General features: G+C 69.5%; 10 protein-coding genes. 7 read left to right on the top strand and 3 right to left on the bottom strand.

Annotation, left to right across the window (positions count from 1 at the left end):
* Window positions 1–374: 374 nt before the first annotated feature.
* The 6 genes from AQJ91_RS34490 (at window position 375) to AQJ91_RS34465 (ending at window position 9,323) form a co-directional block, all read left to right on the top strand.
* Window positions 375–1,019, top strand: coding sequence for a DUF6230 family protein (locus AQJ91_RS34490; RefSeq protein WP_067029488.1), 645 nt, complete (start codon window positions 375–377; stop codon window positions 1,017–1,019).
* 191 nt (window positions 1,020–1,210) lie between these two features.
* Entirely contained in the window at window positions 1,211–1,807 is a 597-nt protein-coding gene (locus AQJ91_RS34485; protein WP_067029486.1) for a DUF6114 domain-containing protein, read from the top strand.
* Entirely contained in the window at window positions 1,797–3,122 is a 1,326-nt protein-coding gene (locus AQJ91_RS34480) for a hypothetical protein (RefSeq protein ID WP_067029484.1), read from the top strand. The genes AQJ91_RS34485 and AQJ91_RS34480 overlap by 11 nt, the downstream gene beginning before the upstream one ends.
* A gap of 264 nt (window positions 3,123–3,386) precedes the next feature.
* Window positions 3,387–4,325: an FG-GAP repeat domain-containing protein gene (locus tag AQJ91_RS34475; RefSeq protein WP_067029482.1), complete on the top strand. Its 939-nt coding sequence runs from the start codon at window positions 3,387–3,389 to the stop codon at window positions 4,323–4,325.
* Window positions 4,326–4,378: 53 nt separating this feature from the next.
* Window positions 4,379–8,893 (top strand): polymorphic toxin type 27 domain-containing protein, encoded by a 4,515-nt coding sequence (locus AQJ91_RS34470; RefSeq protein ID WP_067029480.1) that lies wholly within the window; start codon window positions 4,379–4,381, stop codon window positions 8,891–8,893.
* Window positions 8,894–8,909: 16 nt separating this feature from the next.
* Window positions 8,910–9,323, top strand: coding sequence for a hypothetical protein (locus tag AQJ91_RS34465; RefSeq protein WP_067029478.1), 414 nt, complete (start codon window positions 8,910–8,912; stop codon window positions 9,321–9,323).
* Between the two features lie 71 nt (window positions 9,324–9,394).
* On the opposite strand, the gene pyk is transcribed toward AQJ91_RS34465, so the two are convergent.
* From pyk to pta, 3 genes are all read right to left on the bottom strand, one after another.
* Window positions 9,395–10,825 (bottom strand): pyruvate kinase, encoded by a 1,431-nt coding sequence (pyk, locus tag AQJ91_RS34460; protein WP_067029476.1) that lies wholly within the window; start codon window positions 10,823–10,825, stop codon window positions 9,395–9,397.
* A 102-nt stretch (window positions 10,826–10,927) separates the two neighbouring features.
* Window positions 10,928–12,133 carry an acetate kinase gene (locus AQJ91_RS34455; protein ID WP_067029474.1) on the bottom strand — a complete coding sequence of 402 codons (1,206 nt, stop codon included), beginning with the start codon at window positions 12,131–12,133 and terminating at the stop codon, window positions 10,928–10,930.
* Window positions 12,130–14,220, bottom strand: coding sequence for a phosphate acetyltransferase (pta, locus tag AQJ91_RS34450; RefSeq protein WP_067029472.1), 2,091 nt, complete (start codon window positions 14,218–14,220; stop codon window positions 12,130–12,132). Before pta ends, AQJ91_RS34455 begins: the two co-directional genes overlap by 4 nt.
* A gap of 240 nt (window positions 14,221–14,460) precedes the next feature.
* Between pta and AQJ91_RS34445 the strand changes: the two genes are divergently transcribed.
* The gene (locus AQJ91_RS34445; protein ID WP_067029470.1) at window positions 14,461–15,486 is read left to right on the top strand and encodes an ATP-dependent 6-phosphofructokinase; all 1,026 of its coding nucleotides are present in this window, start codon (window positions 14,461–14,463) and stop codon (window positions 15,484–15,486) included.
* The last annotated feature ends 14 nt before the right edge of the window (window positions 15,487–15,500 follow it).

Raw genomic sequence — 15,500 nt, 5'->3', positions numbered from 1 at the left:
TGCGGGCGGCGAGAATGCACCACGATCGGCCACGCTCGGTCCATTCCCGTACCCCAGCAGCCGGTTGGGCCCGCGGGAACTCCTGGGTCCCCACCGAGCAGAGCCGGCGGCAGTGGCGCCGGCTCTTTGGGCAGGGGGGTCTTCGTCCTTCCGGCGAAGCCTGTCCAGCAAGGTTGTGCGTGATGCGTGTCAGGCGCGACCCAGTGGTTGTCGCTCGGGGGTGATCGCCGGTGATTCGGGCGCTTTTCGCGCTACCGAGCGCGGGCGCTCTCCTTCCCGAGGACGTAGCACTTCTCCCATCCCTGCCCGGCTGAGCCGTCTCGTTCGACAGGGGCAGTCAGGGTCAGGAGATGTACGTCCGAGAAGGAGGAATTATGGAGTCCCAGGTGCGTGGCGGGACCAGATGGAAGCGGTTCGCTGTGGTCATGGTGCCCAGCGTCGCCGCGGCCGCGGCTGTGGGCGTCGGGCTTGCGCAGGGTGCGCTGGCCGCGTCGTTCAGCGTGTCCGGCCAGGAGTTCAAGGTGACGGCCGGGCACCTTCACGGTGAGGGCTTCGCCCAGTACGGCGGTATCGACACCGGTTACACGTCGACCGACGGCAAGAACAAGACGACCCGCGCGGTCGCGATCTCGTCGTTCAGGACCGCCGAGATCACGAAGATGTGCCAGTCGGTCAAGACGGAGATTCCCCTCATAGGGAAGACGATCTACCTCCGTCTCGATGCCGGGCCGGACGCGGATCACAAGGTCGAGGCCGAGAACCTCTACATCGACGTCGCCCAGCTCGACGCCGACGCGACGTTCAAGAACATCAACATCGGTGTTGCGGTCAAGGACCAGAGCAAAGGCCCTGCCATCAAGGAGGGTGAGAACGTCCTTCCGGGCGGCTTCGCCCAGGAGGCGGACTCGGCAGACCTCTATGGCGTCAAGCAGACGGCGTGGGCGACCACGGCCGGCACCTTCAAGCTCAGTGGCCTGAAGATGCGTCTCGGCACCGACCCCAAGATGGAGTGCTACTGACGGCTCTCGCCGTAGGGGCGTTCTTGGACAGCTGAGCTGTCCATGGGGGCGGAGGAGTTCATAGCTTCTCCGCCCCGTACGCCCGGCTCGACGCCTCGCGCCGGGCACTTGCACACACTCAGACTTCCGGCTTCTCCACGCCTACGGCCGAGCCGGTACGTACTTCAACCGGACCCAGGGAGCTGTTTTCCATGAGTGCCGAGACTCCGGTCCAGAACGCCGGGACGTTCACCCGGTTGCGTCTGCGATTCCGTGACTGGCGGGGCACCCGGCCGTTCTGGGCAGGCATGTTGACCCTGCTCGGCGGGGTGCCGATCGCCTACTTCCCGTACGCCACCCTCAAGTTGGGCACCATGTCGCTCGCCATGGCGACCACCGCGGGTGCCGGCTCCCTCATCATCGGCGTACTGCTGGTGACACTCGGCCTGACCATGTGGTTCCAGCAGGCCACACGTGTCTTCGCCGGTGTCGCCGCGATCGTCCTCGCCCTGGTGTCCCTGGTGGTCTCCAACATTGGCGGCTTCATCATCGGCTTCCTGCTCGCGATGATCGGCGGCGCGCTCGCCGTCTCGTGGGTGCCGGGCGAGCCGGAGGCCGCGGGCGCCGGACCGCGCGAGGCGAAGCAGGGCCCGTCGGAGGAGGGTGCGGTGGAGCCCGCTCCCGGGGGTGCCGTGGGTGAGCCGGGAGCGCCGCACGGTGTGCAGGATCCCGGACAGGGCGGGCCGGTGGACCGGACGCCCGAAGCCGCGGGGGCCCACGACTCGAACGGGGGGTACCGTGTCGGCTGACGAGACCCACGGCGAGGGCCCTGAGGTTTCGACCCGGGTCAGATCGGGACCGCGTCACGCGGCGCCCAAGAAGCCGCTGTTCACCAGGTTCAACATGCCGGCCGGCAAGGCGATAGCCATGGCGGCGATGCCGACGGCGGTCCTCATGGGCATCGGGTTCACGCCCACGCTCGCCCTCGCCGACGAGCAGCCGACGTCGAAGAGCCTCACGGCCGACGAGTACAAGGACTGCCTCGCGGCCCTTGACGAGGACGGCGCGGCCCCGTCGCCCACGCCGTCGCCGTCCGCCTCGTCGGACGACGACGCGGCGACGGACGAGGACAAGGACGAGCCGGCGGAGACACCTCCCTCGGCCCCCGCGTCCCCGGACGCGGGTGACTCCTCTTCGTCGGATTCAGGTTCCGACGACGAGGCCGACCCCACGCCGTCCCCGTCCGCCTCGCCGTCCAAGGAGAGCAACTCCACCTCCGGCGACACGGCCACGGCGAGCCCCTCGCCGTCCGACAGCGGGGGCAACCTGCTGGAGGACATCGGCGACGCGATCACCGGCATCTTCACGGGCGGCAGCGACAGCGAATCGGGGAGCGACAGCGCCTCGGGGGGCGAGAGCCCGACGCCGTCGCCCTCCGCCTCCGCGCCGGAGGACACGGCCAAGGACACCTCCGACGCCGCCGAGGAGACGACCGAAAAGGTCACCGACACGGTCGACGGCACGGTGAAGGACACGACCGACGCCGCGTCGAAGGTGGCTGAGGACACCACGAAGGCGGTGGCGGAGGAGACGGCCGAGGCCGCCGCGGGCACTCCCACTCCCAGTCCCTCCGCGAGCCCCACCACGGCCGCCGAGGACTGCCCGGTCGCCACCGACGCCGAGGGTGACGTCGACAACAAGGTACTCGTGGCGGACAACCCCTGGTACCTGGAGGCAAGTTCGCTGCTGCTCAAGGGCGCGGACTACCAGGGCGTCGTCGAGGTGAAGACCGCCGGCGGCAAGACCAAGAAGGTCCTGAAGTACGTCATCTCCGACGGCACCGACATCGGCGACCTGCACCAGCTGGTCAAGGAGCACGACAAGACCTATCACGTGCAGGCGGCCAAGGGCTCGACCTCCACGATCCGCGACGGCGACACGGTGATGTACACGGAGAGCATCTCCGGCAACCTGTTCGGCCTGCTCCCGATCACGTTCAACCCGGAGCATCCGCCGCCGCTGAACATCCCGCTGATCTACTTCACGAACGTGAAGATCACCCAGGCCGCCCAGTTCGGCGGAACGCTGCACGTCCCCGGGATGCAGCAGTACACCACCAACTGAACTTGAGCGCCCTTGCAAGCCCGTTCGGGAGCCGCGCACCCGGCTGTGGCCCGGTCCTCCACATGTGGGGCCGGGCCACAGCTCTGCATGGAGTGACCATGAATCCTTTACATCCTTCACACAGTTCTCATAGGGTTCCATTGCCGTGAGCATGACCAGCCGCGGCGCGGGGGCGGCACCGGGGACCCATGACCAGGGCGCGAGCCATCGGCATGCGCGTGTGCGATTCCCCCGCCGACCACAGTGAGGGGGACCTCGCACTCCATGTTCACTTCTGTCAGCCGCCCGCTGCGCCGGGCGGCGGCGGTCGCGGCCGCACTCGCCGTGACCGCCGTACTGGCGGTGACGACGGCGAAGAACGCACCGACCTCGCCCACCGCACCCGACTCCACACAGGCGGCCCACACCGACCAGGCACCGCTGCTCCAGCAGGCAGCCGCCAACGGCACCGGCCTCTTCCCGCTCCTCGCCCGGGACAAGAACGGCCGCCTCTTCGACTACGAACCCAAGGGCACCGGCGGGTTCGCCGCCAAGTTCGGTCTGGGCGGCGGCTACGCCGACGCGACCGCCCTCGCCCAGGCCAACATCTCCCGCAGCCAGACCGGCACCGACCTGTACGTCGTCATCGACGGCACGCTCTACTACACCGCCGAGCGCGGCGCCGACACCAAGGTCCTTGGCACCGGCTGGGGCCAGTACAACCTGCTCGTCTCGGTGGGCAACATGGGCGGCAGCGCCCACCCCGACCTGCTTGCCCGAGGCAAGGACGGCGCGCTCTGGCTGTACCAGGGCAAGGCCGACGGCACCCTCGCCACCAGGGTCCCCGTCCGCTCCTCCGGCTGGAACGGCATGGACGAGATCGCCGGCCGCGGTGACTACACCGGCGACGGCAAGGCCGACGTCGTCGCCCGCTCCACAGCCGGGACGCTCTACATCTACCCGGGCACCGGCAACGCCACCGCCAAGGCCGTGCTGGCCGACACCCGTGTCACGGTGCCGGCACCCACGGGCTCGGCGTGGAAGGACTACACCGCCCTCGTCTCGTCGGGTGACAACGACGGCGACGGCAAGCCCGACCTGATCGGCGTGAACAGCGCGGGCGCGCTGTGGCTGTTCAAGGGCACCGGGAAGTCCTCGGCCCCCTTTGCCGCCCGCACCCAGATCGGCACCAGCGGCTGGACGGCGTACAACCTGCTCTTCTGAGCGTCGCGCCTCCGCTTCCCTTGTCTTCTCAGCAGAACGGCTGACACATCCCCATGCGTACACACGCACGTCCGGCCGCGCGCAGACGCCGGACCATCTTCCGGACCCGGGGCGGCTGGTCCCGGCTCCTGACCACCACGGCCCTCGCCACCGCGATCGCCGTGACCGGCGGTCAACTCCCCAGTCCCGCCCAGCAGCAGACCGCGACCGTTGCCGACGTACCCACCACCACGACGCCCTTCGACCTCGCGGGCGCCGCTCGGATCCGCGAGGAGCAGTGTCTTCTCAACAGCGCTCTGCGCAAGGGCGGACCGGCGTCCAAGGAGGTCGCCCGGGCTGGACTCATCGGCACGGAGGAGCAGCTGCACACGGCTGCCAATCCGGACTACTGGACCGACACGCCGCTATCCGCGGCGTTCGAGAACGACCGGGCGACGGCCGACGCCAAGCTGGATGAGCTGGCCGGCCGCCGAAAGGTATGGGAGCAGTCCCTCGCGATTCCGTCCCAGACCACACCACCGGGCTACACGGTCACCGGCTTCGAGTGGGTGAAAGACGACGCTAATCCCTTCCGCACCATCAATCTGAGCAGCTGGGTCGCCGCCCAGTTCTGGAAGAACGAGGGAGACCTCTACACAGACCCCCACCCCCTGGCGAGCAAGGAGTCGGTCGACGCCGCCACGGCCGTCTACAAGGCTCGTTACGACGAGAACGACCACGCGGACTACGAGGACCGTCAGGCCTGGGAGTCCATGCAGTTCATGCATGGCATGTACGCCGACGACGCGCGCCTCTTCCTCCAGTACGGCGGGTTCCCGACCGCCGCGCCCGACCCGGACTCGATGGAGTTCCGGATCGACGTCGAGAACCTCAAGACGCGGTTCGCGTCCTGCGCGTACACCAACCCGCCCGACCCGCACGGCGTGCTGGACACCGAGCTGGCCGTGGCTGCCACCGAATGGCAGAAGGAACTCGCCGGCCAGAAGACCCAGCGGGACACCATCATCCGCGCCGAGAAGCGGGCCAACGCCGATCTGGCAACGGCCTCCCAAGCGCTCGGCGAGGCCCTCGCGCAGTCGCTGATCGCGAGTCGGCTCACCGACTGGCAGGCGTACTGGACCAAGCAGAAACCGGCAGATCACCCCACCTTCTACCCGACCAAGGCCGAGTTCACCAAGGTCAAGAAGTGGATCGCGAACGCCCAGGGCCGAGCCTCGGGCCGCCTCTTCGTGGCCTCCCGTGCCGCGTTGTCCGCCAAGACTCAGGCGGCGCAGGTCACCAAGGCCCAGACCGAGGCGTACGCCATTGCCGACGGGGCGGGTCTGCCGCGCGGCCGGGGCCTGTTGTACGGCCAGCAGGCCGCGCAGGTCACCAAGGCGTCCGCGGCGGCGACGCAGGCGGCGGCGAAGACCGTCGAGACCGCGTACAACGCCACCCGCGCCTCGGCCGCCGACAGCAAGACGCTGAACTCCCTGGCCAACACGCAGGCGCACGCGGCGAAGGCCGAGTTCCGTCGCAAGGCGGCCCAGGAGGCCGAGGCCCAGGCGAAGGCCGCAGCGGAGGGTGCCGCCAAGCAGGCCACGGAGGCCGCGAAGCACGCGTCCGAGGCCAAGGCCGCCGAGAACAAGGCCAAGGCGGCCGAGAAGACCGCGAAGGACGCAGCGGCGGACGCCAAGGCCAAGCGCCAGAAGGCCGAGGCCGAGCGCGACTACGCCAAGTCGCAGAAGGAACTGGCGGAAGCGGAGCGCAAGAAGGCCCACGACGCGGAGTCACGGGCCCAGTCCCAGCGCACCATCGCGGCGGACAAGCTCTCCGACGCACAGTCCGCGGGCAGGACCGCGACCGAGAAGAAGGACGGCGCGCTGGCCGCCGAGCGCCGGGCCAAGAAGGCCCGGGACGGAGCACTGGCCGCCGAGGAGCGCCGGGACAGCCTGGTGGCGAGGGCGGAAGCCGCCGAGGCGCTGCTCGCCGCGGTGGACGGCACTGCGGATGCCATCGAGGCCCGGCAGGCGGCCACCAAGGCACGTGCTGCGGCCGACGACGCCACGACGGCGGCCACGGAAGCGCGCAAGGCGGCCAACGAGGCCACCGAGGCGGCGACCAACGCCCGCGCGGCGGCGACCCGGGCCGAGGGCGCGGCCAAGCGCGCCCAGGCCGCGGCGGACGCGGCCAAGAAGGACGTCGCCATCACCGGTGCGGCAGTGAAGAAGGCCCACGCGGCCGCCGCGGACGCCATCGCCGCCTCGCAGGCGGCCAAGTGGAACGCGATCGCCGCGAAGGCGGAGGCGGAGACCGCGCAGAAGGCGGCGGCCAAGGCGAAGGGCGACGCTGTTGTGGCGCGCTCCGAGGCCACCCTCGCCGGTGCCGACGCGATCCGCACCGCAGGCCACGCCTACGCCACCGCGCAGGCCGCGGCAGCGACGCGTGACTCGGCTGCCCGGGTCGTCAAACCGGCCAACGACGCCATCGAACTCGGTTCCCCGTACGCGGAGACCGACTCCTCGGCGGGCCTCGCCGTGCTGACCGGACAGGCGTCCAAGACGGCCGCCCAGCAGCAGGTCGCCGTGGCCAACGCGAAGGCGGCCCAGGCGGCGAAGGCCGCGGCCGCGGCCAAGGCGCTGGCGGCCAAGGCGGACGCCGACGCGAAGGCGGCAGCCGAAGCCGCCGCCAACGCCGCCGAGTACGCGGCGAGCGCCGCCAAGTCCGCCACCGAGGCCCAGGCCTCGTCCGACGCGGCGGCCGCCTCCGCCAAGGCGGCGAAGACGGCGGAAGCCAACACCGTCGCGTACCACGAGCAGGCCGTCAAGGACGCCGAGGCGGCCCAGAAGGCGGCCACCTCGGCCGACGGGTACGCCACGCAGGCGGACTCCGCCGCCGACGACGCCGAGCGGGACGCGGCGAGCGCCCGCCGCGCCGCCGACGCCGCCGAGGCCGACGCGTCCACCGCGCGCAGCGTCGCCGACAAGGCAGAGAAGGACGCGACCACGGCCGAGGCCGCCGCGGCCAACGCCCGCAACCTCGCCGTGGAGGCCGCCCAGGCCGCCATCCGCACCCAAGAGACGGACTTCGAGGAGCAGCAGGAGCAACAGCGCACCCCTGACGGTGGCGGCACGGGAGTCGACGGGGTCGTGATGAAGCCCAGCGGCGACACGCGGGTCGACATCAACCCCAAGAGCGACTGCGTGGGCACGGGCAGCGGCAGCGACATCGGCTGTGAGATCGACTTGGAGTTTCACATCTACGGCGAGATGGACTTCTACATCGAGTCCTGCCCGCTGCCCGGTGTGCAGCGCTCCAAGTGCGGCAGCGCCATTCAGCGCGACTACCTGATGAGCTCGCCGCTGGACGTCACCTTCCGGGAGAACAACGTCCACATCGACGGCCTGCAGCTCACCGCCTCGGTCCTGAAGGCCGTGGCCACGGGTGCCGTCGCCGACATCGTCGGCTGCTGGAACCGCAAGATCAGCAGCTGCCTGTGGCTGGCCGGCAGCATCATCCTGCCGGGGCTGCTGATGAAGGCCGCCGAGGCCGCCTTCGCCGTCCGCCTGGCGATGAAGGACGGTGCCCGGCTGACCACGGCGATCTGGGGTCTGCGCGGGTCCGGTCTGGTCGCGTCGGCCGTTGCCCGGCTGGAGCAGCTGGGGGCCAAGGCGCTGATGTCGAAGTGCTTCCCGGCCGGCACGAAGGTCGCCACCGCCGACGGCCCGAAACGCATCGAGGACATCGAGGTCGGAGACCGGGTTTGGTCCCTGGACCAGGCGACGGGCAAGAAGTCACTGCAACCGGTCCTCAAGCTCTTCCACCGCACGGTCGACGGGCTGATCCGGGTCAGGACTGCCGACGGTTCGGTCGAGGCAACGGACACGCACCGCTTCTGGGTGGTGGAACAGGGCTGGGTCGAGGCACGCGAACTCCGTGCCGGAGACACCTTCCAGACCCAGGACGGCGGCACCGAGCGGGTTCTCGGCACATCGGTCGTCAAGGGGACTGTCAAGGTTTTCAACTTCGAGGTCGAGAAGACCAACACGTACTACGTGTACGCGGGGTCGAAGCCGGTCCTCGTGCACAACGACTGTCTCGACGCGATCCTCAAGGACCTGGTGAAGGACGGGGATCACATCATCCTCGGGGTCAACCCCGGAAGCGACGATCTCGCCCGGAGTCTCGGTGGGCGTACGTTCAATGGCCGGGCGTTCGCCGACGAACTTCCCGAGGGGATGGGCATGGGTGTGCGGCCGGTATGGACAGTCGGAGTGGAACGGACCGTGAAGAACCCGAACGTGGAACTCTCGGTGTCGCTGGACGGAGTGCAGGGCGCCAAGACCGCGGACGAGGCGCTGGAGATGCTCCTGAAGCGGGGAGAGACGATCAAGGCAGGCGACTGGCAGACCGTAACCAGCAGCGGTTACGGCACCGCGTGGGAGATGGTCCAGCTGCGCACAGCGGTGAGGCTGGAGAACCGGAGCTGGTCCTCGATCAAGTGGTACAGGACGAATGCCAAGGGCGAGGTCGAGAGGGTCTTCCCGGAGCGCTTCAAGTATCCCAACGGCGAGCCGGTGCCGGAGTAGAGGCGAGAATATTCAGATGGCAGATTTCATCCGCGAGGGACGGCTGTTCCGGGTCGTTGGCTTCAACCCCTCGCACCGGCAGCTGTACCTGGCCAGTGATGCGTTGCCGGAGCAGCGGACGACGACGCGCATCGAGATCTACATCGGCCACGTGGAGCTCATGCTCCTCAAGCCGTATTACCGCGAGGGCGTTCACATCCGGCGGGCCTCTCCCGAAGAGTTCGCCATCCTGCAGGAGCGGCACAAGCTCGACCCGAGCGACGCCGAGTACACCTGGATGCTGGAGCCCGACGGCGACAGCTTCGTCATCGGCGGCAGACCGAGCTGGCGCGAGGCCGAGTACGAGCTGATGGGCGACCGGGAGGCCCTGTACGACGCCTCCAAGCCCTGGCCACCGGACTTCCCGGTGGTGTCGGGCTCAGTCGGCTGACAGTGAAAACTGAGGGCGCCCCCTGACCCAGAGGGCGCCCTCAGTGGCGTACAAGGCCCTTGAAAAGCCCGTCAGTCCCGCTCGCCGCCACCGAGGTGGTGGACGCGGACCATGTTGGTGGTGCCGGGGACGCCGGGAGGCGAACCGGCGGTGATGATGAGGGTGTCGCCCGCGTTGAAGCGGTTGAGCTTCATGATCTCCTGGTCGACCAGGTCGACCATCTCGTCGGTGCTGTTCACGAACGGCACGACGTGCGACTCGACGCCCCAGCTGAGCGCCAGCTGGTTGCGGGTGCCCTCGTCCGTGGTGAACGCGATGATCGGCTGGACGGCGCGGTAGCGGCACAGCCGGCGGGCGGTGTCACCGGACTTGGTGAAGGCGACCAGGCCCCTGCCGCCGAGGAAGTCGGCGATCTCGCAGGCGGCACGGGCGACCGAACCGCCCTGTGTGCGCGGCTTCTTGCCCGGCACCAACGGCTGCAGGCCCTTGGAGAGCAGCTCCTCCTCGGCCGCCTGGACGATCTTCGACATCGTCTTGACGGTCTCGATCGGGTACGCGCCCACGCTCGACTCGGCGGACAGCATGACCGCGTCGGCGCCGTCCAGGATCGCGTTGGCCACGTCGGAGGCCTCGGCGCGGGTCGGACGGGAGTTGGTGATCATCGACTCCATCATCTGGGTCGCCACGATCACCGGCTTGGCGTTGCGACGGCACAGCTCGATGAGCCGCTTCTGCACCATCGGCACCTTCTCGAGCGGGTACTCGACGGCCAGGTCGCCACGGGCGACCATGACGCCGTCGAACGCCATCACGACGTCCTCCATGTTCGCCACCGCCTGCGGCTTCTCCACCTTGGCGATGACCGGGACGCGGCGGCCGACCTCGTCCATGACCTTGTGCACGTCCTGCACGTCGCCCGCGTCCCGCACGAAGGACAGCGCGACCAGGTCGCAGCCCATGCGCAGCGCGAACCGCAGGTCCTCGACGTCCTTCTCGGACAGCGCCGGCACGTTCACGGCCGCGCCGGGGAGGTTGATGCCCTTGTGGTCGGAGACGACACCGCCTTCGATGACGATCGTCCTGACCCGGGAGCCCTCGACGTCCAGGACCTTCAGCTCGACGTTGCCGTCGTTGATCAGGATCTGGTCGCCGCGGTCCACGTCGCCGGGCAGGCCCTTGTAGGTGGTCCCGCAGATGTGCTTGTCACCGGGGACGTCCTCGGTGGTGATGACGAACTCGTCACCGCGCTCCAGCTCGACGGGGCCCTCGGCGAAGGTCTCCAGGCGGATCTTCGGGCCCTGCAGGTCGGCGAGGACACCGATGGCGCGGCCGGTCTCCTTGGCGGCGGCCCGGACCCGGTCGTAGCGGCCCTGGTGCTCGGCGTGCGTGCCGTGGCTGAAGTTGAAGCGGGCCACGTTCATGCCGGCCTCGATCAGCGACACGAGCTGTTCATGGGAGTCGACCGCGGGGCCGAGAGTACAGACGATTTTCGAACGGCGCATGGGGGCGATCCTATCGGTTTGTTTCGCTACGGAATATTCCGTCTGGCGGAAGATACAAATGGGCGGGGAGGTGCTCAGTTGCCCACGCGGCGGAACCGCATATCAATGCCGCCCGACCAGTGCATATGTCTGCGTGGCGATTTCCAGTTCCTCATCGGTCGGTACGACGGCGACCTTCACCCGTGCGTACTCCGGAGAGACCAGCCGGGGCTCGTCGCTCCGTGCGGCGTTCAGCGCGCCGTCCACCGCCAGACCCAGCCCCTCCAGCCCCGCGACGGCCGCCTCCCGCACCGGCGCCGCGTTCTCGCCGACCCCGGCGGTGAAGACGACCGCGTCCACCCGGCCGAGCACCGCGTAATAGGCGCCGATGTACTTCTTCAGCCGGTGAATGTAGATGTCGAAGGCCAATTGCGCCCGCTCGTCGCCATCGTCGATCCGGCGGCGGATCTCCCGCATGTCGTTGTCACCGCACAGGCCGATCAGTCCGCTCTTCTTGTTGAGGAGAGTGTCGATCTCGTCGATGGACATTCCGCCAACCCGCGCCAAATGGAAGATGACGGCGGGATCCAGGTCTCCGGAGCGCGTACCCATCACGAGCCCCTCCAAAGGCGTCAGCCCCATGGAGGTGTCCACGCACTTCCCGCCCCGTACGGCGGACGCGGACGCCCCGTTGCCCAGGTGCAGCACGATGACGTTCACCTCCTCCGGCGCCCTGCCCAGCAGCTCGGCGGCGGCCCGGGAGACGTAGGCGTGCGAGGTCCCGTGGAAGCCGTAGCGCCGGATGCGGTGGGCGTCGGCGGTCTCGGTGTCGATGGCGTAGCGGGCGGCGGACTCCGGCATCGTCGTGTGGAACGCGGTGTCGAAGACGGCGACCTGCGGGAGGTCGGGGCGCAGGTGCCGGGCGGTGCGGATGCCGGTGAGGTTGGCCGGGTTGTGCAGCGGAGCCACCGGGATCAGCCGCTCGATCTCGGCGAGCACCGCGTCGTCGATGACGGTCGGCTCGGTGAAGTGCTTGCCGCCGTGCACGACCCGGTGGCCGATGGCGGCCAGCTCGGGCGAGTCGAGCCCCAGGCCGTCCTTGGCCAGTTCCTCCGCTACGGCCTTCAGCGCGGCCTCGTGGTCGGCGATCGGGCCGGTCCACTCACGGGAGGCGCCGGTGGCGAGCGGCGTGTGCCTGAGCCGCGAGGTCTCCTCGCCGATGCGCTCGACGAGCCCCACGGCCAGCCGGCTGCTGTCGCTCATGTCGAGCAGCTGGTACTTCACCGACGAGGAGCCGGAGTTGAGGACGAGGACGCGGGACGAGCTCACTGGGCGGTTGCCTTCTCACTGGAGGACTGGGCCTGGATCGCCGTGATGGCGACGGTGTTCACGATGTCCTGGACGAGCGCGCCCCGGGACAGGTCGTTGACCGGCTTGCGCAGACCCTGCAGGACCGGGCCGACGGCGATGGCGCCGGCCGAACGCTGCACGGCCTTGTACGTGTTGTTGCCGGTGTTGAGGTCGGGGAAGATCAACACGCTGGCCTGCCCGGCGACTTCGGAGCCCGGCAGCTTGGTCGCGGCGACGGACGGCTCGACGGCGGCGTCGTACTGGATCGGCCCCTCGATCTTCAGATCGGGCCTGCGCTGCCGTACCAGCTCGGTCGCCTCGCGCACCTTGTCGACGTCGGCGCCCGTGCCGGACGTACCGGTGGAGTACGACAGCATCGCGATCCGCGGCTCGACCCCGAACTGCTCGGCGGTGGCGGCGGACTGGATGGCGATGTCCGCGAGCTGCTCGGCGTTCGGGTCGGGGTTCACGGCGCAGTCGCCGTAGACGAGGACCTTGTCGGCGAGGCACATGAAGAACACGGACGAGACGATGTCGGCGTCCGCCTTGGTCTTGATGATCTCGAAGGCCGGCCGGATGGTCGCCGCCGTCGAGTGCACGGACCCGGAGACCATGCCGTCCGCGAGGCCCTCCTGCACCATCAGCGTGCCGAAGTAGTTCGCGTCGGAGACCACGTCGTACGCCAGCTCCACCGTCACGCCCTTGTGGGCGCGGAACTGGGCGTACTTCTCGGCGAACGCGTCGCGCAGCTCGCTGGTGGCCGGGTCGATCAGCTGGGAGTCGCCCAGGTCGATACCGAGGTCGGCGGCCTTCTTGCGGATCTGGTCGACCGGGCCGAGCAGGGTGAGGTCGCAGACCCCTCGGCGCAGCAGCACCTCGGCGGCGTGCAGGACGCGCGCCTCGGTGCCCTCGGGCAGGACGACCCGGCGCAGGTCGGAGCGGGCCTGCTCGAGGAGCTTGTGCTCGAACATCATCGGCGTGAGGCGGTCGCTGCTCGGGGCGGACACCCGCTTCAGCAGGTCGCCGGTGTCGGCGTACCGCTCGAACAGGCCGAGCGCGGTCTCCGCCTTGCGCGGGGTGGCCGCGTTCAGCTTGCCCTCCATGGAGAAGAGCTGCTCGGCGGTCGGGAAGCTCAGGCCGGGCACCGAGAGCACCGGGGTGCCGGGGGCGAGGCGCGCGGCGAGGGTGAGGACGTCGTCGCCGGGCTGCTCGTTCAGGGTGAGCAGCACACCGGCGATCGGCGGGGTGCCGGCGCTGTGCGCGGCGAGGGCGCCGACGACCAGGTCGGCGCGGTCGCCGGGGGTGACGACCATGCAGCCCGGGGTCAGGGCGTTGAGGAAGTTCGGCAGCATCGCCCCGCCGAACACGAAGTCCAGCGCGTCACGGGCGAGTCCCGAGTCGTCGCCGAGCAGCACCTTGGCGCCGAGCGCGTGGGTGATCTGCGAGACGGTCGGCGCGGACAGCGCGGGCTCGTCCGGCAGGACGTAACAGGGCACCGGCAGCCGGGACTCGAGCCGCTGGGCGATCTCGTTCCGGTCGGCGCGGGCGACCCGGTTGGTGACCATGGCGAGCACGTCGCAGCCCAGGCCGTCGTAGGCGCGGTAGGCGTTGCGGGTCTCGGCGAGCACGGACTCGGCGGTCTGCTTACGGCCGCCGACGACCGGGATGACCGAGGCGCCGAACTCGTTGGCGAGCCGGGCGTTGAGGGAGAGCTCGTCCGGGAACTGGGTGTCCGCGTAGTCGGTGCCGAGGACGAGGACGACGTCGTAGTCCCGTGCGACGAGATGGAACCGGTCGACCAGTGTCGACACCAGCTCGTCGACGCCCTGCTCGGCCTGGAGCACGGACGCCTCCTGGTAGTCCATGCCGTAGACCGTCGTCGGGTCCTGCGCCAGCCGGTAGCGGGCGCGCAGCAGCTCGAACAGACGGTCGGGGCCCTCGTGGACGAGGGGGCGGAAGACGCCCACCCGGTCGACCTGCCGGGTCAGGAGCTCCATGACCCCCAGCTCGACGACCTGGCGGCCGTCGCCGCGGTCGATACCGGTCACGTACACGCTGCGCGTCACGTGTGCTCTCCGTTTCGTTTCTCAGGGGCGTCTGTGGGGGGGTCGCCGTGTACAAAAATCACCCACCGGGGTGAGCAAAACCTTCTTGACAATACCTCTGCGGATGGATAAGACGCCCGTCGATATCAGCCTTCGAAAAGTGCATATCGGGCGGATCGTACGCAAGCGACGGCGTCCTGGGGGACGTGAAACAATCGGACTGGCTCACCGGTATCAACAGCGAGCAGGAGACACAGCACGATGCGCATCGGAGTCCTCACCGCAGGCGGCGACTGCCCCGGCCTGAACGCAGTGATCCGGTCGGTCGTGCACCGCGCGGTCGACCATTACGGCGACGAGGTGATCGGCTTCGAGGACGGGTACGCGGGCCTGCTGGACGGCCACTACCGCAGCCTCGACCTGAACGCAGTGAGCGGCATCCTGGCCCGCGGCGGCACCATACTCGGCTCCTCCCGCCTGGAACGCGACCGGCTGCGCGAGGCCTGCGACAACGCGGCCGACATCGTCAGCGACTTCGGCATCGACGCGCTGATCCCGATCGGCGGCGAGGGCACCCTGACGGCGGCGCGGATGCTGAGCGACGCGGGCCTGCCGGTGGTCGGCGTCCCGAAGACGATCGACAACGACATCTCGTCGACCGACCGGACCTTCGGCTTCGACACGGCGGTCGGCGTCGCCACGGAGGCGATGGACCGCCTCAAGACGACCGCCGAGTCCCACCAGCGGGTGATGGTCGTCGAGGTCATGGGCCGGCACGCGGGCTGGATCGCCCTGGAGTCCGGCATGGCCGCCGGCGCCCACGGCATCTGCCTCCCCGAGCGCCCCTTCGACCCCGCCGACCTCGCGAAGATGGTCGAGGAGCGCTTCGCCCGCAGCAAGAAGTTCGCCGTCATCTGCGTCGCCGAGGGCGCCCACCCCGTCGAGGGCGGCATGGACTACGGCAAGGGCGAGATCGACCAGTACGGCCACGAGCGCTTCCTCGGCATCGGCACGGCCCTCGCCTTCGAGCTGGAACGGCGGCTCGGCAAGGAGGCCAAGCCGGTCATCCTCGGCCACGTCCAGCGCGGCGGCGTACCGACCGCGTACGACAGGGTCCTCGCCACCCGCTTCGGCTGGCACGCGGTGGAGGCCGCGCACCGGGGTGGCTTCGGCCGGATGACCGCGCTGCGGGGCAACGACATCGCGATGGTGCCGCTGGCGGAGGCGGTGACCGAGCTGAAGACGGTCCCGAAGGACCGGATGGACGAGGCGGAGTCGGTCTTCTAGTACGTCGGTCTTCC

It is taken from the genome of Streptomyces dysideae, assembly GCF_001514305.1.
Taxonomy (GTDB): domain Bacteria; phylum Actinomycetota; class Actinomycetes; order Streptomycetales; family Streptomycetaceae; genus Streptomyces; species Streptomyces dysideae.
Note: the sequence above shows the minus strand (reverse complement) of the source record. Positions and strands in the feature narration are given on the sequence as shown.